Genomic DNA, 21,568 nt, shown 5'->3' with positions numbered 1-21,568 from the left:
AGCCGCGTTTGGCACCTTTGGTGCATGAACGAGATCAGGCAGAGAGCGGGCGCGGGACGGCCGGGGTCCGCGCCCCGCGGCCCGGCGGCCAAGGTGCTCGTCGTCGACGACGACCCCGAGGTGCGGGCCGCCGTGGAGGACGCGCTCACCGTCGAGGGCTTCTCGGTCCGCGGGGCCGGGGACGGCCAGCAGGCGCTGACCGCCGTGGCCCGGTGGGAGCCGGGCCTGGTGGTGCTCGACGTGATGATGCCCGTCATGGACGGGCTCGCCGTCTGCCGTCAGCTGCGGGCGGCGGGCGACCGCACCCCGGTGCTCGTCCTGACCGCCCTGGACGCCGTGAGCGACCGGGTCGACGGGCTCGACGCGGGCGCCGACGACTATCTGGTCAAGCCCTTCGCCCTGGACGAGCTGGCGGCCCGGGTGCGCGCGCTGCTCCGCCGCGCGGGACCGGACGCGGGCGAGCCGGGCGCCGACGGCGACGAGCTGACGTACGGGGACCTGACCCTGGACCCGCGCACCCGCACCGGTGTGCGCGGCGGGCGCGGCGTCGAGTTCAGCCGCACGGAGGCCACGCTGCTCGAACTCCTGCTGCGCAACGCGGGCCAGGTGCTCCCCCGCGAGCTGATCCACGAGGCGGTGTGGGGGCGCGACTTCGGGCCCGACTCCAACTCCCTTGCGGTGTACGTCGGCTATCTGCGCCGCAAGCTGGAGTCCGGCGGCGAGACCCGGCTCGTGCACACGGTGCACGGCGTCGGCTACCGGCTCGGCTCGCCGTGAGCGCCGCCCGGCGCGCCCGCCGCGCCCTGGGGGCCCGCTGGCGGCGGCGCCGTCCGCTGCGCACCCGCCTTGCCGTGGCCGCGTCCGCCGCGGTGGCGCTTGTCGCGATCTGTGTGTGCACGGCGTCGTTCTTCGTGCTCCGCTACAAGCTGTACCAGCAGCTCGACCAGAACCTGGCCCAGTCCGCGACCCTGGCCGCGCAGCAGCACCGCGCCGAGGACCGGGACTACGGCGTCCTCGCGGGCGAGTGCCGCTACCTGGGCGCTCCGGCCTGCTCGCAGGTCGTGCCCGCCTCTTCGGCCGACGACCCGGAGAAGCCGTACCTGCTGCCCGTGAACCGCTCCACGCGGCAGGTCGCGGCGGGCGAACTGCCCGCGTACTACTCGAACTTCACCCTCCCGGGCGGCAAGCCGGGGCGCATGCTCACCACCACCTACGGCAAGGGCACCGCCGTCCAGGTCGCCCTGCGCGCCGACATCGCCGAGCGCGGGGTGCGCCAGACGGCGGCGATCCTGTCCGTGGTCGGCGGCGCGGGCGTGCTCCTCTCCGCGCTCGGCGGCTACTGGGTCTCCCGCACCGGGCTCGCGCCCGTCGCCCGGCTCACCGCGACCGCCGAGCGCATCGCCGCGACCCGGGACGCCCGGCACCGCATCGAGCTGCCGCCCGGGCCGCCGGGGCGCGAGGACGAGGTGACGCGCCTGGCCGCCACGTTCAACACGATGCTCGCCGAGCTGGAGGAGTCCGTCGCGGCCCGCCGCCGCCTCGTCGCCGACGCCTCGCACGAGCTGCGCACGCCGCTCACCGCGCTGCGTACGAACGCCGAACTGCTCGCCAGGGCGGACCTGTTGAACGAGGCTCAGCGGGACCGGGCGTCGGGGGCGCTCGCCCGCCAGCTGCGCGAGGTGACCGGGCTCGTCAACGACCTCATCGAGCTGGCCCGGGACGAGGAGCCGCGGCCGCTCCTGGAGGACGTGGCGCTCGCGCCGCTGGTCGCGCACGTGGTGGAGGCCGCGCGGGAGCACTGGCCGGGGGTCGTCCTCACCCTCGACGTGGCGCCGGACGCGGCGGGGCGCACGGTGCCGGGCGTGCCCGCGCGGCTCGCCCGGCTCGTCACCAACCTCCTGGACAACGCGGCCAAGTTCAGCCCTCCGGGCGGGCTCGTGGAGGTCTCGCTCTCCGCCCGCGAGCTGACGGTGCGGGACCACGGCCCCGGCATCGCGGAGGAGGACCTCCCGCACGTCTTCGACCGCTTCTACCGCGCCGAGAGGGCCCGCGCCCTGCCCGGCTCGGGGCTCGGGCTCGCGATGGCTCGGCAAATCGCGCGGGCGCACGGGGCGGAACTGATCGCGGAGCCTGCGCCTAGCGGGGGCGCCCGCTTCCGCCTCACATGGCCGTAGCCCTCGCGGGTGCGCCCCAGACCCGCCCCTTCCCGAACCTGGGGCTCCGCCCCAGACCCCGCTCCTCAAACGCCGGAGAGGCTACAACTAGCCCGTCCGGCGTTTGAGGACGAGGCGCGGAGCGCTGATGAAGCGGGGGTCCAGGGGGCGCAGCCCCCTGGTTTCGGGAAGGGGCGGGATTGGGGAGCCCCCGGCAGGGCCTAGAACCCCGCGGGCTCCGTGTACACGCCCCACTCGTCCCGGAGGACCCCGCAGATCTCGCCCAGCGTCGCCTCCGCCCGCACCGCGTCCAGCATGGGCCCGATCATGTTGGACCCGTCCCGCGCGGCGGCGAGCATGGCGTCGAGGCAGGCCCGCACCCGGGCGTCGTCCCGCGCGGCCTTCCGCGAGGCGAGCAGCTTCACCTGCTCGCGCTCGACCTCGTGGCTGACCCGCATGATCTCCAGGTCACCGGTCACGGACCCGTGGTGGACGTTGACGCCGACGACCCGCTTGTCGCCCTTCTCCAGGGACTGCTGGTAGCGGAAGGCGGACTCGGCGATCTCGCCGGTGAACCAGCCGTCCTCGATGCCGCGCAGGATGCCGGAGGTCATCGGGCCGATCGGGTGCCGCCCGTCGGGGTGGGCCCGCAGACCGCGCTCCTTGATCTGCTCGAAGATCTTCTCGGCGTCGGCCTCGATGCGGTCGGTGAGCTGCTCGACGTACCAGGAGCCGCCGAGCGGGTCGGCGACGTTGGCGACGCCGGTCTCCTCCATCAGGACCGCCTGCGTGCGCAGTGCGATCTCCGCGGCCTGCTCGCTGGGGAGCGCGAGGGTCTCGTCCAGGGCGTTGGTGTGCAGGGAGTTGGTGCCGCCGAGCACCGCGGCGAGGGCCTCCACCGCCGTGCGCACCACGTTGTTGTACGGCTGCTGGGCCGTCAGGGAGACGCCCGCCGTCTGGGTGTGGAAGCGCAGCCACTGGGCCTTGTCGGTCCGGGCGCCGTACACCTCCTTCATCCAGCGGGCCCAGATCCGGCGCGCGGCGCGGAACTTGGCGATCTCCTCGAAGAAGTCGACGTGGGCGTCGAAGAAGAAGGAGAGCCCCGGGGCGAAGACGTCCACGTCCAGGCCGCGGCTGAGCCCCAGCTCCACGTACCCGAAGCCGTCGGCCAGCGTGTACGCCAGCTCCTGCGCGGCCGTCGCGCCCGCCTCGCGGATGTGGTAGCCGGAGACGGAGAGCGGCTTGTACGCGGGGATCTCGCGGGCGCAGTGCTCCATGAGGTCGCCGATGAGGCGCAGGTGCGGCTCGGGCTCGAAGAGCCACTCCTTCTGCGCGATGTACTCCTTGAAGATGTCGGTCTGGAGCGTGCCGTTCAGCACGCGCGGATCGACGCCCTGGCGCTCGGCGGCGACCAGGTACATGCAGAAGGCGGGGACGGCGGGCCCGGAGATCGTCATCGACGTCGTGACGTCGCCAAGGGGGATGTCCTTGAACAGGACCTCCATGTCGGCCGCCGAGTCGATGGCCACGCCGCAGTGGCCGACCTCGCCGAGGGAGCGCGGGTCGTCGGAGTCGCGGCCCATGAGCGTGGGCATGTCGAAGGCGACGGAGAGGCCGCCGCCGCCGGCGGCGAGGATCATCTTGTAGCGCTCGTTCGTCTGCTCGGCGTTGCCGAAGCCGGCGAACTGGCGGATCGTCCAGGTGCGCCCCCGGTACCCCGTCGGATACAGGCCGCGCGTGAACGGATATTCGCCCGGCCATCCGATCCGGTCGAAGCCCTCGTACGTGTCCCCGGGCCGGGGCCCGTAGGCAGGCTCGACCGGGTCGCCGGAGAGCGTCGTGAAATCGGCGTCGCGCTTCTTCGCGGCGTCGTACCGGGCCTGCCAGCGACGGCGGCCCTCCTCGATGGCGTGAGCGTCCATGACTCCAATTTACTTGGACGTCCTAGTAAATGTCGATGGCTGACCGCCACGGGACGGCCCGTGGCGGTGCGGTTACGCCTTGGCGACGACCGGCGAGGCGTCGTCGAGCAGCGGCTCCACCTCGCGGGCGACCTTGCGCTCGACGAAGAACGCCGCCGTCGGAATGGTGCCGGACACCAGGATCCAGAGCAGCTTGCCGAACGGCCACTTCGCCTTGGAGCCCAGGTCGAAGGCGAAGATGAGGTAGATGATGTAGAGGACGCCGTGCACCTGGGAGACGACGAGCGTCAGGTCCTCGCCCTTGTCGAAGCCGTACTTCGCCACCATGCAGGCGCAGAGGATGAGGAGCATGACGGCGGTGACGTAGGCCATCACCCGGTAGCGGGTCAGCACGCTTCGTTTCATGCGTATGAGCGTAACCGTCCGGTTTACGCGATCTTCGGGCGCCCTACGGGGTGCCGGGCCCGCCGCTCACTCGTCCGCGAAGTCCTGCGCGGCCACCCGCAGGGGCCGCAGCATGGCGAAGATCTCGCCGCACTCCTCGGCGTCGTACACGCCGAGGCCGAAGTCCATGGCCATCAGCTCGCGGGTGGCCTCCTCGACGACCTCGCGGCCCTTGTCGGTGATGGAGGCGAGGGTGCCGCGGCCGTCCTTCGGGTTCGGGCGCTTGTCGACCAGGCCGGAGCGGACCAGGCGGTCGACGGTGTTGGTGACCGAGGTGGGGTGCACCATGAGGCGCTCGCCGATCTTGGACATCGGCAGCTCGCCCGCCTTGGAGAAGGAGAGCAGCACCAGGGCCTCGTAGCGCGCGAAGGTCAGTCCGTACGGCTTGACGACCGCGTCGACCTCGGCCAGCAGGATCTGCTGGGCGCGCATGATGGAGGTGATCGCACCCATGGCGGGCACGGACCCCCAGCGCTGCTTCCAGAGTTCGTCGGCGCGGGCGATGGGGTCGAACGGGAGACTGAGCGGCTTCGGCACAGCGTCGACCTTAGCCTCCGGGCCGAGGGCGGTCAGCCCCAGTCTCATGATTCGGAAGCCCGTTCGCTTCGCGGGCCGCGTTCGCCGGTCAGGGGGCGCGCGGGGCGCGGCGCGGTGGCGCGCACCTCCAGGGCCAGGGCCGCGCAGACGACCGAGCCGAGCACCGCCACCACCGCGACCACCGTGCTCACCGCGAAGAACTCGGCGGCCAGGCCGGCGAGCGCCATGCCGACGCCTTGGAGCGTCATGAGCCCGGCCGTGTGCACGGTCATGGCGCGGCCGCGCAGGTCCGGCGGCACCGCGTCCACGAACCAGCGGTCGAGGCCGAGCGTGTACGCCGCCCCGGCCCCGGCGAGCGCGAGCACCGGCACCGCCCAGAGGAGGCCCGGCGCGGCCCCGTACGCGAGCAGCGGCAGGAGCGTGGTGGCCGCGAGCGGCAGCGTGATCCGTGCCCGCGCCCGGACCGAGAGCGCGGCGCCCGCGTACAGCTCGCCCGCGATGGTGCCGATGGGCATCGCGCACATCAGCAGGCCGACCCCGGCGGAGCCGACCCCGATCTGCTCGGCGTAGGGGGCGGCGAGCGCCTCCGGGGCGACGGCGAACATCGGCGGCGCCCACAGCAGCAGCACCAGCGCGCGCAGCCTGCGGTCGCCGAGGACCTGACGGACCCCGGCGAGCGAGTACGTCACGAGGGCTCCCTCGCGGTGCGCGGGACGGGAGCGCGCGGGGCGCCGCCGCGTCCCGCGGCGCAGCAGGAGCGCCGACGCCAGGAACGTACCGACAGTGATCACCAGCGCGCCGCGCGGCGACACGAAGGTGAGCAGGACGCCGCCGAGCCCGAAGCCGACGAGGACGGCGCTCTGGGAGACCATCCGCAGCAGCGAGCGCCCGAGCACGAACACGTCGCCGTCGCCCAGGATGTCGGTGAGCGTGGCCATCCGCGTGCCGTTGAAGACGGGTGCGACGGCGGCGATCGCGCAGCGCAGGGCGAGCAGGGCGGCGACGGGGGTCGCGGGCAGCGCCATCAGCGCGGCGCATCCGGCGCACAGCAGATCGCAGCCGACCAGGACGCGCCGGGGCGGATGCCGGTCGGCGATCCCGGCGAACAGCACGCCGCCGACCAGGTACGGCAGCATGCCGAGCGCGAAGGCGAGCGCGCTGAGCAGCGGCGATCCGGTGAGCTCGTAGACGAGGACGGTGAGCGCGATCTCGCTGACGACGACACCGAGCAGGGACAGGGCGTGGGCGGCGAAGACGGCACGGAACTCGCGGACGGCGAAGACGCGCCGGTAGCCGCCCGCGCCGGCGGCCGGACGTGTTTCCTGGGACATGCGCTCACCCTGGCCGCGCCCGGGGGCGGGCCCTAAAGTTTCGGCTCGGGCCGAATCCAGGCCCCCGCGAGGAGACCGGATGCCCATTCAGCTGCACTTCGGCGAGGACGACCCGCTGCGCTGCCGCTTCGCCGTGTCGCCGCTGTGGGAGACCCAGGAGGCCGTGCGCACGCTCAAGCGGCCGGAGCGGCACGGCTACCACCCGCGCTGGCTGCGGCACTCGCGCGCGGCGGCCGAGGGGCTCGACCTGGCGGCCGTCTGGCTCCTGATGCCCCCGCGCGGGCACAGCCCGGACTTCCTCGGGCCGCCGCCGATCGGCCCCGCGGCCGCGTTCGACGAGGAGATCGCGGCGGTGCGGGCGGCGGACCCCGAGGCCGCGCGCGCGGACATGGCCCGGGCGCTCGCGGACACGCCTGGCGCCGCCAAGAGCCCCCTCGGCCGCCACCTGCTCGCCGACCCGGCGCGTGCGGTGCGGGAGTTGGCGGACGCCCTGGAGGCCGCCTGGCACGCCCTGGTCGAACCGCACTGGCCACGCCTGCGCGCGCTGCTGGAGGCCGACGTGACGTACCACTCGCGGCGGCTCGCCGAGGTCGGCCTCGAAGCGCTCCTTCCGGAGCTCGACCGGCGGCTCGCCTGGGACGCGGGCACGCTGACGGCCCAGTGGCGCGGCCGCCACGCGCGGCACCTGGACGGGCGGGGCCTGGTGCTCATGCCGAGCGTGTTCAGCTGGCCGGACGTGATCAGCGGCTACGACCCCCCGTGGCAGCCGACCCTGGTCTACCCGGCCCGCGGCATCGCGGGACTGTGGACGGCCCCGGCCGACCGCACCCCCGAAGCGCTCGCCCGGCTCCTCGGCCGGGGTCGCGCCGCCGTCCTCACCGCGCTCGTCGAGCCCGCCACCACCTCCGCGCTCGCCCACCGGCTCGGCCTCGCCCCGTCGTCGGTGTCCGCGCACCTGTCCGTGCTGCGTGACGCCGGTCTGCTGCTGTCACGCCGGTACGGCCATCAGGTCCTGTACGAGCGCACGCCGCTCGGCATCGCGCTGACCGCGGGCGGCTGACGCGCGGCGGCGTCGGCTGTGTCGCACCAGCGACCGAATAATCCCCTATGCCACGATTGCCGCGGCCCACCCGTACGTCACGTCACCGTCGCCCTAGGGGGCTGGATGCACCGGCTGCTCCGTACGTTCACGGCACTCACCGCCGTCGCCGCCTTCGCGCTCGCGGCGGGGTGCTCGTCCGGGCCGGGCTCCGGCGACTCCGGCGGGTCCGGCACGAAGGAGCGGGAAACCGCCCCCTCGAAGGCCGCGAAGGCGGCGCCGCACTCCTTCTGGGTGGACCCGCAGAGCGCGGCGGCCCGGCAGGTGCGCCAGTGGGAGGAGGAGGGCCGCACCCAGGACGCCGAGGCGCTCAAGCGGATCGCCGAGCAGCCGATGGCCGAGTGGCCCGCGGGCGACGACCCGGCCCCCGACATCCGCGAGGCCACCGCGGGCGCCGCCCGGGAGGGCCGCACGGCCGTGCTCGTGGCGTACAACATCCCGCACCGCGACTGCGGCCAGCACTCCGCGGGCGGCGCGCCCGACGCCGGGTACTACCGGCAGTGGCTCGGCTCCTTCGCGGCCGCCATCGGGGACAGCCCGGCCCTGGTGATCCTGGAGCCGGACGCGATCCCGCACATCGTGGACGGCTGCACTCCCGCCCAGTACCACGAGCAGCGCTACCAACTGCTCTCCGAGGCGATCCAGCGGCTCAAGCGGCAGCCACGCGTCAAGGTCTATCTGGACGCGGGCAACCCCGGCTGGATCACCGACGCCCGCAAGCTGACCGAGCCGCTGCGGCGGGCGAGCGTCGACGCGGCCGACGGCTTCTCGCTCAACGTCTCCAACTTCCAGAGCGACGAGACCACCAAGGCGTACGGCCGCACGCTGTCCGCGGCCATCGGCGGCAAGCACTTCGTCATGGACACCAGCCGCAACGGCCGGGGCCCGCTCGCGGGCGACCGCCAGGACGCCTGGTGCAACCCGCCGGGCCGCGGCCTGGGCACCCCGCCCACCGACAGGACCGGCGACCCGCTCCTCGACGCCTATCTGTGGATCAAGCGGCCCGGCGACTCGGACGGCCCGTGCCGGGGCGGCCCCGCGGCCGGGCAGTGGTGGCCGGACTACGCGCTCGGGCTCGTCCGCAACGCCAAGGCCTAGCCGCCGCTGATCACGCTGGCCAAAGCGGACCGGGGCTGGCAGCCTCGGGGCACATGCGCGAAGACTTCTCGCAAGCGGGCTACGGCGTTCGGTTCGAGTGGGGCCCGGCCGGGGCGAAGCAGCTGGCACCGGCCGTGTCCTTCCTGGTGGTCGTCGACGTGCTGTCCTTCACCACGTCGGTGTCGGTCGCGGTGGAGTCCGGTGCCCGGGTCTTCCCCTACGGGTGGCGGGACGAGAGCGCCACGGCCTTCGCCCGGCAGCTGGACGCCGACCTGGCGGTGGGGCGGCGCGCGGTCACCCCGGCCACCCCGTGGTCGCTGTCCCCCGCGGCGCTCAGACGCGCCCCGTTCACCCGGCGCCTGGTGCTGCCCTCGCCCAACGGGTCGGCGATCGCGGCCGCCGCGGGAGGCGTGGACGTCGCCGCCGGGTCCCTGCGCAACGGCTCCGCCGTCGGCCGGTGGCTCGCCGGGCGGGGCCACGGCACCCCCGAGCGCCCCGTCGGGGTGATCGCGGCGGGCGAGCGGTGGCCCGACGGCAGTCTGCGGCCCGCCGTCGAGGACCTGCTCGGCGCGGGCGCCGTGATCGCGGCCCTGCGCGAACACGGTGGGACCGCTCTCTCGCCGGAGGCCGCCGCTGCCGCGTCCGCGTTCGCCGCGGCCGTCGACATAGGGGCGGCCGTCGCGGACAGCGCGTCCGGCCGGGAGCTGGCGGGCGACGGCTTCGCCGAGGACGTGGCCGTCGCCACCGAGCTGGACGCCAGCAGCCAGGTCCCGGTCCTGCGGCACGGGGCGTTCGTACCGGCGTGACCTGACGCCGCGTGAACCCGGCACCGCGTGAACCCGGTGCCGGGTGGACTCCCGCCGGGCCCGCGCTACTTGACGTGCACCCACTTGGCCTCGGACGAGGCCCCGTCCGCGTCCGTCACGAACAGCATGTACCAGCCGGGCGGCACGAGCGCCGCGTCGCCGCGCGGCACCTCCACGGTCACCGCGCCCTGTCCCTTCGTCAGGCCGAGCGCGATGGAGCGCTGCTCGACGTCCGTGGTGTGCGTGACCGCGCTCGGGCGCATCAGACGGGCCGAGACGATCTTCTCGGGGTGCGCGGTGCGGAACGTCGCGCGGCCGTCGGCCGGCAGGGCCTCGGGGCCCGCTCCGAGGGCGGGGCGGTCCTTGCCCGCCTTGTGCAGCGTGGGCGGGGTGAAGATCTCCATGCGCTGCTCGAAGTGGCCGAGCTTGGTGTTCTGCTCGTTGTCGAAGAGCGGGTCGGAGCCGAAGGTCGCCACGCGCCCGTCGGGGAGCAGCAGCGCCTCGGAGTGGTAGTTGCGGCCCACCGTGGGCTCGGCCGCGGTGCGGAAGGCGCCGCGCCCGGCGTCGGCCTTGGGGTCGTAGAACTGCGCCTTGAGGATGTTGCTGCCGCTGCGGCCGCGGTAGTCGGACGAGCCGTTGGTGGTGAACACCGAGTCGTCCGGCATGATCACGCTGTTCAGATAGCGGGTGCCCTGGGGCAGCCGCGGCCCGGTCCTGAAGGACGGGTTGGCCTCCTTCAGGTCGATCACGGCCGTGCGGCGCGTGGCCTTGTCCGACTCGCCGACGCCGCCCCCGCCGAGGATCATCACCTTCTGGTCCTGCGCGGGCGGCAGGAGCACGGACGCGGAGGTCTCGGTCTGGTCGAGGTCCTCAAGGCCCGGCACCTTCGTGAACTTGTTGGTCTCCAGGTCCCACAGGCCCGGCTTGCGCCCCTTGCCCGCGGGCCCGTACCCGGCGTTGGACGCGGGGTAGAAGAGCTTGCCGCCCTTGGTGAGGAACAGCGCCGGGTACGTCGGGAAGTAGCGCTTCGGCCCGTCGGTCCACTTCTTGGTCTTCGGGTCGTAGATCTCGTTGTCGCCGGGGTCGACGACGCCGACGTCGTCGAGCCCGGACACCGCGAGCACCCGGCCGTCGTCGAGCCCCACGAGCGTCGGGTACCAGCGCGCCTTCTCCATCGGCTCCACGGCCACGTACCGCTCGGCCACGGGATCGAACTCGTAGGCCGCCTTGATGCCCTGGAAGTCCTGCTTGTCCATGGTGAGCTTCTCGGCGATGCCGTACGTGTTGTCGGCCGCCTTGCCGGTGAGGCCCTCGATCTCGTACTGCGCGGACTTCTCGGTGACGGACTGCCTGCCGTCCTGCACGGCCTCCACGAAGACGCGGGCCTCGCTCGCGGTGACCTTCGTCTTCCAGGGCTGCATCACCCCGGACTTGGAGTACGTGATCTGGAAGTCCCGCTTGGCCTTGGGGACTTCGACGTCGAACTTGCTGACGTACTCGACGCCGGACGGCGAGCGGAACTTCGTGCCCTTCTTCAGTACGACGGGCTTGTCCGGGTTCTCGTTCTTCACGCGCATGCCGCCGCCCGCGCGCTCGACCTCGCCGTCGAGCAGCTCGTAGCGGGCGGTGCCCCCGGCGACGAGCAGCCGCCCGTCGGGGAGCTGGGCGTGCCCGGCGCAGAAGAAGTCCACGGGCGTCGGCACCTTCTTGAAGGTGTTCTTCTTCGGGTCCCACAGGATCGTGTCGAAGGACCCGGCGTCGAATTTCTTCTGCTCGTTCCCCGAACCCGCGACGATCAGCACCTTGCCGGTGTGCAGGAGCGCCGCGTGAATGGCGTTGGTGCGGAACTCCTCGGGAATGCCGAGCTGTTTCCAGGAGCCGTACTTCTTCTTGTAGCCGGGCTGGGCGATCTTGTACGCGTGGTACTTCTCCTCGGCGAAGGAGACCGCGGCGGGGGCGTTGAGGCCGATGAGCAGCGCGCCGGCGCCGGCGCCGAACGCGATCTTCTTGGTGCGCTTGGAGAGCTTCGAGAGCCGCAGGGCCATGGCGTCAGTTACCTCCAGTGGTCGTGCCGGTGGCGAAGGCGGGCTCCGGCTCACCGTCGGTGCCGCGCTCCGCGTGCCGCTGCCGCGCCGCCTTGCGGGTCCGGCGCTCCCTGAGCACGGTGACGCCCCACACCGTCACCGGCGCGAGCGAGATGACCATGGCGAGCACGGCCCAGGTGCGCATCGCCACGTGCGTGTGGCCGAGGACGAACGAGGCGACGAGCGAACTGGCGAGCACCGCCGCCCAGAACAGATGGACGCGGAAGGTGAGGAGCCGGTCGGACGTGGCGCCGCAGCCCTTGGGCGTGACGACGAAGCGGCTCGGGCGGCGCAGCACGGCGGCGCCGAGCGACTTGGCGTAGATGGGCGCGGAGAGCGCGGACATCGCCATGCCCGCGAGGCCGCCCGAGCCCTCGGGTTCGTGCGGCGAGACGTTGTGCCGCCGGTTCCAGAGGTAGAGGCCGATCTGGAGGGCCGCGGCGTCGCTGTAGAGCATGAGCCACACGGAGGCGGCGACCTGCGTGCCCGACGCCCCGAACCACAGGAACAGGACGCAACTGAGGATGCCGAGCAGCCAGTTGACGGCCGTCATCGGGTAGTAGACGAGCATCAGGGTGTACGAGAACAGGCGCCCGGGCGGCATCGTGAAGGGCGCCTTCCAGTACTGCTTGAACAGCGTCTCGTAGGTGCCGCGCGACCAGCGCATCTGCTGGGTGAAGAAGTCCGTCCAGGACGCCGGGCCCTCGCCGACGGCGAGCACGTCCGGGGTGTACACGGACCGCCAGTGCCGCCGGGTCGCGGGGTTGCGGTGCCGGTGCAGCTCGAAGCCGGTGGCCATGTCCTCGGTGATGGAGTCGTGGAGGCCGCCGACCTGCCGCAGGGCGGCGATCCGCACCACGTTGTTGGTGCCGACGAACATGGGCGCCCGGTAGCGGTTCCCGGCCCGCTGGATCAGCGCGTGGAAGAGGAACTGCTGCGACTCGGCGGCCTTGGTGACGGGCGAGGTGTAGTTCCCGTACACCTGCGGGCCGACGACGAACGCGACGTCCGGGTCCCGGAAGAAGCCCATCATCCGCTCCAGGAAGTTCGGCAGCGGGACGTGGTCGGTGTCGACGGAGGCGAAGAAGTCGTAGTCGTCGCCGTGCATCGCGAGCCAGGCGTTGTAGTTCCCGTGCTTGGTGCGGGTCTTGTGCGGGCCCTTCTTGCGGTTCCACTCCGGGACGCCGCTGCGGGTGAAGTGCCGCACGCCGAGCTCCGCGCACAGGGCCTTCGCCCCGTCGTCGTCGCCCTCGTCGAGCAGCCACACGTCGAGCGGCCCTGTGTGGTGTATCCGCACGGCGCCTTCGAGCGTGGCGCGGACCATGGGGAGCGGCTCCTTGCCCGGGACGTACGTCGTCAGGAACGCGACGCGGGTGCCCGGCTCGGGCACGACGGGCACGGGGTCGCGGGCCACCATCGTCGCGTGCGCGATCGACACGACGTTGACCAGCATGAACAGCTCGATGAGCCCGATCGCGACGAGCATCGTCACATCGAGGCCGACCAGCCAGCGGTCGCCGCCCTCGCGCTCGGTCCAGTGCGTGGGCCAGACGAGGTACACCAGCAGGGCGCCGGTGAGCAGCGGGGCGAGCGTCATCAGCAGGACGGCGCGTATTCGGCGGGGCTCATGGGCGAGGAGCGACCTGTACTGGACCCGGTAACCGTCGCGGCCCTCCTCGGGCTCCGTCAGCGGACCGGCCAGCCGGCTGTGGGTGTCGTAGTCGTAGCCCTCCGGCCGCACAGCGCCCTCCTCTGGTCATCAATCGTGCCGATAACCAAACAAAACGGGACATCAAGCGGCGTGTCGAACCGGGCGCGGCTGGCCGGGTGGTGTTTGCTACTCCTCCGCTCCTCCTTGCTGTGGGCAATCGTCCCGCAGGGCGGGACGGGTGGGCACAGCCCACAGCGCCGAGCAACCGTTAACGAGGCCCCACGTCAGCGCGCGGCACGCCGCAAGCGATGGCGGACCGCCCGTTGGGCCACGGGCCCCAGGTCGTCCAGGGCGGCAACCAGCGCCCCGAGGTCCTCCAGGGCATCAAGCGCCCGCCCGGCCCCCTCCGCATCCACACCCTCGTACAGCTCGATCCCCACGAACGACGCCGCCACCGCCCGCGCGAGCCCCACCGCGTCCACGAACCCCCCGAGCGGCGACGCCCCCAGGACCCGTACGAGGACCTTCTCGACCTCCTCGACCCACAGCGAGAGCCCCGCCGCCGTCGCCGCCGCGAGCCGCGGCTGGGTCTGCGCCCCGGCGAGCAGTTGCCCGAGCACGGCCACCGACCCCGCCGCCCGCTCCTCCTCGTGCATCCGCCGTCCGAACTCCAGGAGCTCGCCGAGCGTGGAGACCGCGGCGAGGGCGTCCCGGTAGCGGGCGACCCGCTGCTCGGTGCCGTACCGGCAGGCCTCAGAGAGCAGCTCGTCGACCGACCCGAAGTGGTAGAAGACGAGCGCCTGGTTCACCCCGGCGGCGGCCGCCACGCTGCGCGCGGACGTCTTGGCGATGCCTTGCTCGGTGAGCGTGCGGAGCGCCCCTTCGAGGAGCTTCTCGCGGGTCTCCGCGCTCACGCGCGCACCTCCTCGCGCACGGGCCTCAGCCCCGGCCGCACGCCGCACTCCCGCACGTCCCGGTACGCCGCCCGGAACGTGCCCTCGTAGCCGAACAGCGGCCCCGCGTACCGGTTGGCGACCCGGACCCGGATGCGGAAGCACCCGGCGGCGTCGTCGTACGACTCGCGCACCTCGGCGTCGCCGCCGATGACGTCCGGCACCCGTACGTCCACCGGGCCCTCCCGGAACCGGTGCTCTCCGGAGCGGATGACGAGCGAGCCGTCCGGCTCGGCCGCGAAGTGCAGGTCGCTGGCGAGGTGCTGGTGCGTGCCGAGGTAGTCGAGCACGCGGTCGCCCTCGGGGGCGAGGATCATCTGGGCGTCGAAGCGCCGGTCACGGCCGGGGAAGTGGAAGGTGCGCACGAAGCTCACCGTCTCACGGCCGAAGGTGTCGGCGTACGGCACGTTCTCAATGGTGAACGGGACGTTCCGGCCGGTGCGCGGGACGAGGATGTGCCGGGTGGCGCCGACCGCGAGGAACGGCTTCACGAAACCGCGCCCGTGCCAGATCCGCTGCATCACGCCGTACCCGACGCAGGCCTCGCCGCTGTCGAGCCCGACGGAGAACCGCCGCTGGAGCTGCGGGTGCAGCCGCGCGAAATCGGCGCCGAGGACGGTACGGAAGATCGAGGTCATGCGGGCTTCTCCTGGAGGTCGAGGGGCGCGGCGGCGGGCAGGCGGTCGAGGGCACGCGGCGCCCGCGCGCGCGTCGGCGGCCTGCGCAGACAGCGCCGCGCGGCGGGCGTGCCGGGCAGCGGCGGCAGCAGGAGCGCCACGAGGGCGGCGCCGAGCGCGGCCACCGGCCCGCCGCACACCCCCGCGACGGCCACGGCGAGGCCGCGCGCCCCGGCTTCGGCGGCCGCCTGCGCGAGGGCGCGCTCCGGGGTGGTGCCCCGCTCCAGCCAGAGCCGGAGCCGGTCGAAGGACCACGCCGTCGCCCAGCCCATGAGCGGGCGGAAGAGGAGCCGGTCGGCGAGCGCGCCGGGGCGGCCCCAGCGCGGCCGGTAGTCGTAGCCGGTGAGGAAGCGGACGCCGGCGCCGGTGGGCACGTAGCGCCAGTAGCCGCTGCCCTCGGCGAGCAGCGAGAGCGGATGCGGCGAGGCGAACCGGAGCGCCGAGGTGCGGGTCCCGTCGGGCCTGCGCTTCTCGCCCGCGCTGACGCCGGTCCCGGCGACGGTGAGGAAGGGCAGCACGCGCGTGGCGTACCGGAAGTGCTGGGGTTCGCCCGGCGCGGCGGGCAGATAGTCGATCTCCGTGAACCGGAGGTCCCAGCGCTGGTGCGCGGCGGGCTCCTGGGTGCGCGCCCAGAGGTCGTCGATGTCGGCGCGGATCAGCGCTTCGATGTACAGGCTCACTGAAAACCCCCACGTCAGCATGGGTTGAGCGACTGCTTTGAGCAGTCGCTCAACTGAGGTGGTCGAAACGTAGCAGGCATTTGAGCACTCGCTCAACTCCTCCGGAGTGCCCTTGCGGACGACGAAACGGGCAGCAAGACAGGCAGCGAAAAGGACAGAGAAAAGCCCCCGCCGGTGCCCGGCGGGGGCTTCGCTGAAGGGCGGTGTCAGCCCTTGTCAGCCCTGGGACAGGTGCCGCTCCACGGTGTCGACCTTGGAGGTCAGGCCGTCCGTCACACCGGGGCGGACATCGGCCTTGAGGACGAGGGAGACCCGGGGCGCCCGGGCCTCCACCGCGGCGACGGCCCGCTTGACCACGTCCATCACCTCGTCCCACTCACCTTCGACGGAGGTGAACATCGCGTCGGTGCGGTTCGGCAGGCCGGACTCGCGCACCACGCGGACGGCGTCGGCGACGTACTCCCCCACGTCCTCACCGACGCCGAGCGGTGTCACGGAGAAGGCGACGATCACGCGTTCACGACCCCCTCGCGGCGGGCGCGCGAGGCGATGACCGCGGCCTCGGCCTCACGCTTGAGCTTGCGGTCGGCGAAGAAGCCTCCCGCCGGCAGGACGGAGAGGACGAAGTACAGGGCGGCCGTCTTCAGACTCCACTTGGTGCGGTTCCAGGCGTCGGCCCAGAACAGCACGTAGAGCAGGAAGAGCACGCCGTGGATCATGCCCATCGCCGGTACGGCGTTGAACTCCGTGGTCCGCTTGAGCACCGAGCAGACGATCAGGAGGAGGAAGGACACGGCCTCCGGAATGGAGATCAGACGGAGGCGGCGGAGTGCGGAAGCGGCGTTGATGTCCACGGGTCACCTTCGGGGCGCGGGGGTCGGTGTCGATCTTGTGAACGGATGCACAAGCGCCCCCCATTGTGGCATCAGGGATCTACCGGGGTGCGTTCAGGGTCGGCCACCCTGTCGCCGCGCACCGCGCTGCGGATACCTTCGCTCTCGTGGCTACGTTCCGACTGCAAGGCAGCAGAGTGCTCGCCGTCGACATGACAGGCGACTCGGTCAAGGCGAAGAACGGTTCGATGGTCGCCTATGACGGCACGATGAACTTCAAGAAGTTGACGGGGGGCGGCGAGGGCATCAGAGGCATGGTCACCCGTCGTCTGACCAACGAGCAGATGACGGTGATGGAGGTGAAGGGCCACGGCACGTGCTGGTTCGCCGACAGCGCCACGGAGATCAGCCTGGTCGGCCTCCAGGGCGAGAAGCTGTACGTGGAATCGAGCAATCTCCTGTGCACGGACGCGAGTCTGCGCACCGGCACCACGTTCACGGGCCTGCGCGGCGCCACCCAGGGCAACGGCATCTTCACCACGACTGTGGAGGGCACGGGCCAGGCGGCGATCATCTCGGACGGCCCGGCGGTCGTCCTGCGCGTGACGAAGCAGTACCCCCTCCATGTCGACCCGGGCGCCTATGTGGCGCACCAGGGCAATCTCAAGCAGAGCTTCCAGTCCGGCGTCACCTTCCGCCATCTGTTCGGCGAGGGCGGCGGCGAGGCCTTCCAAATCCGCTTCGAGGGCGAGGGCCTGGTGTACGTCCAGCCCAGCGAGCGCGAAACGATCGCGGGAGACGTGTGACATGCCGTTCCGTGAAGTCACTCCGAAGATGGTCGAGGCGACGGTGCAGCCGGGCGCGAAGCTGTTCAGCCAGCGCGGCGCGATGCTCGCCTACAAGGGCGACGTCTCCTTCACCCCGAACCTCACCGGCGGCCAGGGCGGCCTGATGTCCATGATCGGCCGCCGCCTCGCCGACGAGGCCGTCCCGCTGATGACCGTCGAGGGCAGCGGCACGGTCATGTTCGGGCACGGCGGCCACCACATCCACGTGATCACCCTGACCGGCGACACGCTGTACGTGGAGGCGGACCGCCTGCTCGCCTTCGACGGCACCCTCCAGCAGGGCACCGTGTTCCTCGGCTCCCAGGGCGGCGTGATGGGCATGGTGCGCGGCCAGGTCTCCGGACAGGGCCTGTTCACCACGACCCTCAAGGGCCAGGGCGCGGTCGCCGTGATGGCCCACGGCGGCGTCGTCGAGCTGCCCATCACCCCCCAGCGCCCGGTCCACGTCGACCCGCAGTCCTATGTCGCGCACCACGGTGACGTACGCAACAAACTGTCCACGGCGCTCGGTTGGCGCGACATGGTGGGCCGCGGCTCCGGCGAGGCGTTCCAGCTGGAGCTCAGCGGGAACGGCGTGGTGTACGTCCAGGGATCGGAGGAGAAGCTGTGAGCACACCCGTGATCTTCGACCCGGCGACGCTGCCGAGCGACGACAACGTCAACGCGTACACCTTCTGTGTGGAGCTGCGCGGAAGCCAGTGGTTCCTGCAGAAGGGCAAGATGATCGCCTACTACGGGCGCATCGACTTCAACGGCATCGGTCACGGCCGCCTCGACCGCCTCCTGCGCACCTCCTTCCACTCCCCGCTGCACGCGAGCGACTGGGTGGTGGCCGAGGGCGAGGGCAAGATGCTGCTCGCCGACCGCGCCTTCGACGCCAACTCGTACGACCTCGAGGACGGCAACCTGACGATCCGCGCGGGGAACCTCCTCGCTTTTCAGCCAAGTCTCTCGCTGAAGCAGTCCATCGTCCCGGGCTTTCTGACCCTGATCGGCACGGGCAAGTTCGTGGCGGTCTCCAGCGGTCCCGTGGTGTTCATGGAGCCGCCGATCCGCGTGGATCCGCAGGCCCTGGTCGGCTGGGCGGACTGCCCGTCCCCCTGCCACCACTACGACCACGGGTACATGACGGGAGTGATCGGCGGCCTGCGCGCGCTGACCGGCATCGGTGGCACGTCGGGCGAGGAGCACCAGTTCGAGTTCGTGGGCGCGGGCACGGTCCTGCTGCAGTCCTCTGAGTCCCTGCTCGACGGCGCCGACACCGGCGCGCTCCCGCAGCAGGCCGGGGTGCCGGGCGCGGCGGGCACCGGCGGCGGCTCGGGCGGCCACGGCTCCTCCGGCCAGGGCGGGCAACATGGCCAACGTGGACAGCAGCCGCTCGGACCGCGCCTTCCCGGACAACTAGGCAGCCTCCAGCGTCGCTTCGGCCTGTGAGCGGTAGTCTGCGGAGTGTGACGGCGAACGCCTGTGCCCCTCGGTCGCCCGGGGGGTGCGAGCCGTCTCACACCCCTTCACTCGTTCATCATTCAACTTCTTAGGTAGAATCGATTCCATGGAGACCGAGACGGCCCCGCAGTGGCTGACCGACGAGGAACAGTGCGCCTGGCGCACCCACGTGGAGGTCAACAGGATGCTGACGTACCAGCTGGAGAAGGATCTCCAGCCGTTCAACCTGACCATGAACGACTACGACATCCTCGTACATCTCTCCGAATCCGAAGACCGGCGCATGCGCATGAGCGACCTCGCGACCGCCACTCTGCAGTCCAAGAGCCGCTTGTCGCACCAGATCACCCGCATGGAGAACGCGGGTCTCGTCCGGCGTGAGAACTGCGAGTCCGACCGGCGCGGCCTCTTCACCGTGCTCACCGACGAGGGCATGGAGACGATGCAGCGCGTCGCGCCGCACCACGTGACCTCCGTGCGCCAGCACTTCGTCGACCTCATCTCACCGGAGGCGCTCGGCGATCTGCACAAGGCGCTGACGCCGATCGCGGAGCACCTGCGCGGTCTGCGCGGCAAGCCGTGACGCTGCCGCTGTGCCTCGGCGGGGTTCCGGGGTGAGATCGGCTGGGCTCGTGCCCTTCAGTGCTGGTCGTCCGTGGCTGGTCGCGCCGTTCCCCGCGCCCCTTCGGGGCGCTCCCGTGACGCTCGGGGCAGAGTCAGGGTGAACCGGGCGCCCCCGCCAGGGGCCTCGTCGACCGTGAGGGTGCCGCCGTGGCGCCCGGCCACGTCGCGGGCGATGGCGAGTCCGAGGCCCGCGCCACCCTCGTCCCGGCTGCGCGCGTCATCCAGACGCACGAACCGCTCGAAGATGCGCTCGCGCTCCGCGGGCGGCACCCCGTCCCCGTCGTCGGCCACCTCCAGGACCGCCCAGGTCCCGTCGTCCCGGGTGGTGACCGTGATGCGCGACCGGGCGTGCCGCTGGGCGTTGGTCACCAGATTGCCGAGGACCCGGGTCAACTGCCCGCGAGATCCGGCCACTTCGACGCTCTCCAGCTTCGTCGTGACCGGGATGCGGTCCGCCGGGCGCTGCGACAGCTCCTCACGGGTCAGGGCCGCGAGCTCCACCCGGCCCTGACCCGGCTTCTCCCCGGCGTCGAGCCGGGCGAGCAGCAACAGGTCGGCGGCCAGCTCCTGGAGCCGCACGGTGTCCTCGACGGCGCCCGCCACATCCAGCAACTCCGGGTGTGCTGCGCCCACTTCGAGCTGGGTGCGCAGCGAGGCGATCGGGCTGCGCAGCTCGTGCGAGGCGTCGGCGACGAACCGGCGCTGCCGCTCCACGGACGTCTGGAGGGCGGCGAGCGTCTCGTTGGTGGTGCGGGCCAGGCGTGCGATCTCGTCGTGCGTGTCCGGCTCGGGCACCCGCCGCGTCAGGTCCTCGGACGCGGTGATGGCGGCCATCTCGCCGCGGATCGCGTCCACCGGCCGCAGCGCCCGGCGCGTGACCAGCCAGGTCACGGCCGCGATCACGGCGAGGAGCAGCGGGAGGCCGATCAGCATCGCGGTCAGCGCGGTGGTGACGGCGTTGCGTTCGCCGGTCAACGAGGCGCCCGCCTCGATGGTCACGTCACCCTTCGACTCCGTGTTCATGCGGACGGCGGCGAAGCGGTAGTCCTCCGTGTCGCCGTCGACCGTCGCGGAGCGCTCGGTGATCTTGGTGTCGTTGTCGATCTCGCCGGGCTCCAGCGAGTCGCCGTCGGAGCTGTCGTCGGAGCCGTCCGCCTTCTCCGCGGCGTCCTCGGCGGCGTCCTCCTTGTCTTCCTTCTTCTCTTCCTCGGCGTCGTCGGCGTCGTCGGAGTCGGATTCGGAGTCGGATTCCTCGGGCTCGTCGGAGCGTTCAGGAGTCCTGGTGGGGGCGGCCTTCGGCTCGGGGCGTACGTCCTTGACGGGCTTGCCGGACAGCCGCTCCAGGTCCTCGCTGTGGGCGACGACCCGGCCGTCCTCGTCCAAGACCCGGACGGGATTGTCGTCGGACAGGTCGAGCTTCTCGTACGAGAGGCCCGTGGCCAGCTCGGACGCCACCTTCCGGGCGGCGGAATCGGCCTGCCCGTCGACCTGGTCGACGAGGCTGGACCGGAGCGAGAGCAGCACGGCGGCGCCCGCGGCGACCAGGGCCAGGGCCACGACGACCGTCGCCGCCACGGTGGCGCGGGCCCGCACCGAGGCCAAGGGCCTCAAGCGGCGGCTCATCGCGGGGCCTCCAGGCGGTATCCGGCGCCGCGGACCGTCTTGATCAGCGGCGCGCCCAGCTTGCGGCGCAGCGTGCTCACGTACACCTCGACGATGTTCGGGTCGCCCTCGTACGCGAAGTCCCAGACGTGCTCCAGGATCTCCGCCTTGGACACCACCTGGCCCGCGCGCAGCACCAGTTGCTCCAGGACCGCGAACTCCTTCGCGGTCAGGGCGATCTCGGTGCCCCCGCCATCCGTCCCGTCCGTCCCGTCCGCCTCGCGGAAGACGCGGCGCGCGGCCGTGTCGATCCTCAGCTCGCCGATCCGGTGCACCGGCGACGGGGCCGCGGCGCGGCGGCGCAGCAGCGCCTTCACGCGGGCGACCAGGACCACGTAGCTGAAGGGCTTGGTGAGGTAGTCGTCCGCCCCCGTGTCCAGGCCCTCGGCCTCGTCGTACTCGCCGTCCTTGGCGGTCAGCATCAGGATCGGTACCTCGTTGCCCGCGGCGCGCAGCGTGGAGCAGACCCGGTAGCCGTTCATGCCCGGCAGCATGATGTCCAGGATGACCAGGTCGTACGTTCCTTCCGTGGCCCGGTGGAGGCCGTCGACGCCGTCGTGGACGACGTCGACGGCGTAGCCCTCGGCGGTCAGGCCCTTGGCCAGGGACAGGGCCAGACGCTTCTCGTCCTCGACGATCAACAGACGCATGCCCTCAGGATGCCGGAGCCGAGCTGAAGAAATCTTCAGGTGTCTTCAGGAGGGCTTCAGGAACGTTCAG

At 72.2% G+C, this 21,568-nt stretch carries 22 protein-coding genes; 9 read left to right on the top strand and 13 right to left on the bottom strand.

Annotation, left to right across the window (positions count from 1 at the left end):
- The first annotated feature begins 24 nt into the window (after positions 1–24).
- Both CP982_RS28725 and CP982_RS28720 read left to right on the top strand, forming a co-directional pair.
- Complete coding sequence (locus CP982_RS28725) at positions 25–777, top strand: response regulator transcription factor (protein ID WP_150513117.1); 753 nt, start codon at positions 25–27, stop codon at positions 775–777.
- Positions 774–2,174, top strand: a complete 1,401-nt coding sequence (locus CP982_RS28720; RefSeq protein WP_150513116.1) for a sensor histidine kinase — start codon at positions 774–776, stop codon at positions 2,172–2,174. Before CP982_RS28725 ends, CP982_RS28720 begins: the two co-directional genes overlap by 4 nt.
- Positions 2,175–2,374: 200 nt before the next feature.
- Here CP982_RS28720 and icmA read toward each other — a convergent pair whose 3' ends face one another.
- From icmA to CP982_RS28700, 4 genes are all read right to left on the bottom strand, one after another.
- Positions 2,375–4,075, bottom strand: a complete 1,701-nt coding sequence (icmA, locus tag CP982_RS28715) for a coenzyme B12-dependent isobutyryl-CoA mutase large subunit (RefSeq protein WP_150513115.1) — start codon at positions 4,073–4,075, stop codon at positions 2,375–2,377.
- Positions 4,076–4,147: 72 nt separating this feature from the next.
- The gene (locus CP982_RS28710; protein WP_184925199.1) at positions 4,148–4,480 is read right to left on the bottom strand and encodes a DUF3817 domain-containing protein; all 333 of its coding nucleotides are present in this window, start codon (positions 4,478–4,480) and stop codon (positions 4,148–4,150) included.
- A 66-nt stretch (positions 4,481–4,546) separates the two neighbouring features.
- Positions 4,547–5,056: a MarR family winged helix-turn-helix transcriptional regulator gene (locus CP982_RS28705; RefSeq protein ID WP_144320989.1), complete on the bottom strand. Its 510-nt coding sequence runs from the start codon at positions 5,054–5,056 to the stop codon at positions 4,547–4,549.
- 44 nt (positions 5,057–5,100) lie between these two features.
- Positions 5,101–6,387, bottom strand: a complete 1,287-nt coding sequence (locus tag CP982_RS28700) for an MFS transporter (protein WP_184925202.1) — start codon at positions 6,385–6,387, stop codon at positions 5,101–5,103.
- Between the two features lie 79 nt (positions 6,388–6,466).
- On the opposite strand from CP982_RS28700, the gene CP982_RS28695 reads away from it, so the two are divergent.
- The 3 genes from CP982_RS28695 (at position 6,467) to CP982_RS28685 (ending at position 9,390) form a co-directional block, all read left to right on the top strand.
- Complete coding sequence (locus tag CP982_RS28695) at positions 6,467–7,447, top strand: ArsR/SmtB family transcription factor (protein ID WP_150513113.1); 981 nt, start codon at positions 6,467–6,469, stop codon at positions 7,445–7,447.
- Between the two features lie 105 nt (positions 7,448–7,552).
- A complete protein-coding gene (locus CP982_RS28690; protein WP_150513112.1) occupies positions 7,553–8,584 on the top strand; it encodes a glycoside hydrolase family 6 protein in 1,032 nt (343 codons plus the stop codon).
- 53 nt (positions 8,585–8,637) lie between these two features.
- Positions 8,638–9,390: a 2-phosphosulfolactate phosphatase gene (locus CP982_RS28685; protein WP_150513111.1), complete on the top strand. Its 753-nt coding sequence runs from the start codon at positions 8,638–8,640 to the stop codon at positions 9,388–9,390.
- A 65-nt stretch (positions 9,391–9,455) separates the two neighbouring features.
- Here CP982_RS28685 and glxA read toward each other — a convergent pair whose 3' ends face one another.
- The 7 genes from glxA to CP982_RS28650 form a co-directional block, all read right to left on the bottom strand.
- On the bottom strand, positions 9,456–11,435 hold the full coding sequence (glxA, locus tag CP982_RS28680) for a radical copper oxidase GlxA (protein ID WP_150513110.1): 1,980 nt from the start codon (positions 11,433–11,435) through the stop codon (positions 9,456–9,458).
- Between the two features lie 4 nt (positions 11,436–11,439).
- Positions 11,440–13,215 carry a glycosyltransferase family 2 protein gene (locus tag CP982_RS28675; protein ID WP_150513109.1) on the bottom strand — a complete coding sequence of 592 codons (1,776 nt, stop codon included), beginning with the start codon at positions 13,213–13,215 and terminating at the stop codon, positions 11,440–11,442.
- Positions 13,216–13,409: 194 nt separating this feature from the next.
- Positions 13,410–14,039, bottom strand: coding sequence for a TetR/AcrR family transcriptional regulator (locus CP982_RS28670; RefSeq protein WP_150513108.1), 630 nt, complete (start codon positions 14,037–14,039; stop codon positions 13,410–13,412).
- Complete coding sequence (locus CP982_RS28665) at positions 14,036–14,716, bottom strand: DUF4166 domain-containing protein (RefSeq protein ID WP_150513107.1); 681 nt, start codon at positions 14,714–14,716, stop codon at positions 14,036–14,038. Before CP982_RS28665 ends, CP982_RS28670 begins: the two co-directional genes overlap by 4 nt.
- Positions 14,713–15,435, bottom strand: coding sequence for a hypothetical protein (locus CP982_RS28660; RefSeq protein ID WP_150513106.1), 723 nt, complete (start codon positions 15,433–15,435; stop codon positions 14,713–14,715). Before CP982_RS28660 ends, CP982_RS28665 begins: the two co-directional genes overlap by 4 nt.
- A 216-nt stretch (positions 15,436–15,651) precedes the next feature.
- Positions 15,652–15,948, bottom strand: a complete 297-nt coding sequence (locus CP982_RS28655; RefSeq protein WP_144320977.1) for an MTH1187 family thiamine-binding protein — start codon at positions 15,946–15,948, stop codon at positions 15,652–15,654.
- Positions 15,945–16,289: a DUF3817 domain-containing protein gene (locus CP982_RS28650; RefSeq protein WP_150513105.1), complete on the bottom strand. Its 345-nt coding sequence runs from the start codon at positions 16,287–16,289 to the stop codon at positions 15,945–15,947. Before CP982_RS28650 ends, CP982_RS28655 begins: the two co-directional genes overlap by 4 nt.
- A 146-nt stretch (positions 16,290–16,435) precedes the next feature.
- On the opposite strand from CP982_RS28650, the gene CP982_RS28645 reads away from it, so the two are divergent.
- From CP982_RS28645 to CP982_RS28630, 4 genes are all read left to right on the top strand, one after another.
- Positions 16,436–17,074, top strand: a complete 639-nt coding sequence (locus CP982_RS28645; RefSeq protein WP_150513104.1) for an AIM24 family protein — start codon at positions 16,436–16,438, stop codon at positions 17,072–17,074.
- A gap of 1 nt (position 17,075) precedes the next feature.
- Positions 17,076–17,726 carry an AIM24 family protein gene (locus CP982_RS28640; protein ID WP_150513103.1) on the top strand — a complete coding sequence of 217 codons (651 nt, stop codon included), beginning with the start codon at positions 17,076–17,078 and terminating at the stop codon, positions 17,724–17,726.
- Entirely contained in the window at positions 17,723–18,550 is an 828-nt protein-coding gene (locus tag CP982_RS28635; protein ID WP_150513102.1) for an AIM24 family protein, read from the top strand. The genes CP982_RS28640 and CP982_RS28635 overlap by 4 nt, the downstream gene beginning before the upstream one ends.
- A 118-nt stretch (positions 18,551–18,668) precedes the next feature.
- The gene (locus tag CP982_RS28630; protein ID WP_150513101.1) at positions 18,669–19,145 is read left to right on the top strand and encodes a MarR family winged helix-turn-helix transcriptional regulator; all 477 of its coding nucleotides are present in this window, start codon (positions 18,669–18,671) and stop codon (positions 19,143–19,145) included.
- 56 nt (positions 19,146–19,201) lie between these two features.
- On the opposite strand, the gene CP982_RS28625 is transcribed toward CP982_RS28630, so the two are convergent.
- Both CP982_RS28625 and CP982_RS28620 read right to left on the bottom strand, forming a co-directional pair.
- Positions 19,202–20,809 (bottom strand): sensor histidine kinase, encoded by a 1,608-nt coding sequence (locus CP982_RS28625; RefSeq protein ID WP_150513100.1) that lies wholly within the window; start codon positions 20,807–20,809, stop codon positions 19,202–19,204.
- Positions 20,806–21,498, bottom strand: a complete 693-nt coding sequence (locus tag CP982_RS28620; protein ID WP_150513099.1) for a response regulator transcription factor — start codon at positions 21,496–21,498, stop codon at positions 20,806–20,808. Before CP982_RS28620 ends, CP982_RS28625 begins: the two co-directional genes overlap by 4 nt.
- Between the last annotated feature and the right edge of the window lie 70 nt (positions 21,499–21,568).

It is taken from the genome of Streptomyces spectabilis (assembly GCF_008704795.1).
Lineage (GTDB): Bacteria > Actinomycetota > Actinomycetes > Streptomycetales > Streptomycetaceae > Streptomyces > Streptomyces spectabilis.
The sequence above is the reverse complement of the archived record's forward strand: the minus strand, read 5'-3'. Positions and strand labels throughout refer to the sequence as shown.

Coding starts and splice junctions, on each gene's coding strand:
- CP982_RS28620 (WP_150513099.1), bottom strand. CDS start 21,498: ATGCGTCTGTTGATCGTCGAGGACGAGAAGCGTCTGGCCCTGTCCCTG.
- CP982_RS28685 (WP_150513111.1), top strand. CDS start 8,638: ATGCGCGAAGACTTCTCGCAAGCGGGCTACGGCGTTCGGTTCGAGTGG.
- CP982_RS28725 (WP_150513117.1), top strand. CDS start 25: ATGAACGAGATCAGGCAGAGAGCGGGCGCGGGACGGCCGGGGTCCGCG.
- CP982_RS28625 (WP_150513100.1), bottom strand. CDS start 20,809: ATGAGCCGCCGCTTGAGGCCCTTGGCCTCGGTGCGGGCCCGCGCCACC.
- CP982_RS28630 (WP_150513101.1), top strand. CDS start 18,669: ATGGAGACCGAGACGGCCCCGCAGTGGCTGACCGACGAGGAACAGTGC.
- CP982_RS28690 (WP_150513112.1), top strand. CDS start 7,553: ATGCACCGGCTGCTCCGTACGTTCACGGCACTCACCGCCGTCGCCGCC.
- glxA (WP_150513110.1), bottom strand. CDS start 11,435: ATGGCCCTGCGGCTCTCGAAGCTCTCCAAGCGCACCAAGAAGATCGCG.
- icmA (WP_150513115.1), bottom strand. CDS start 4,075: ATGGACGCTCACGCCATCGAGGAGGGCCGCCGTCGCTGGCAGGCCCGG.
- CP982_RS28710 (WP_184925199.1), bottom strand. CDS start 4,480: ATGAAACGAAGCGTGCTGACCCGCTACCGGGTGATGGCCTACGTCACC.
- CP982_RS28700 (WP_184925202.1), bottom strand. CDS start 6,387: ATGTCCCAGGAAACACGTCCGGCCGCCGGCGCGGGCGGCTACCGGCGC.
- CP982_RS28665 (WP_150513107.1), bottom strand. CDS start 14,716: ATGACCTCGATCTTCCGTACCGTCCTCGGCGCCGATTTCGCGCGGCTG.
- CP982_RS28640 (WP_150513103.1), top strand. CDS start 17,076: ATGCCGTTCCGTGAAGTCACTCCGAAGATGGTCGAGGCGACGGTGCAG.
- CP982_RS28695 (WP_150513113.1), top strand. CDS start 6,467: ATGCCCATTCAGCTGCACTTCGGCGAGGACGACCCGCTGCGCTGCCGC.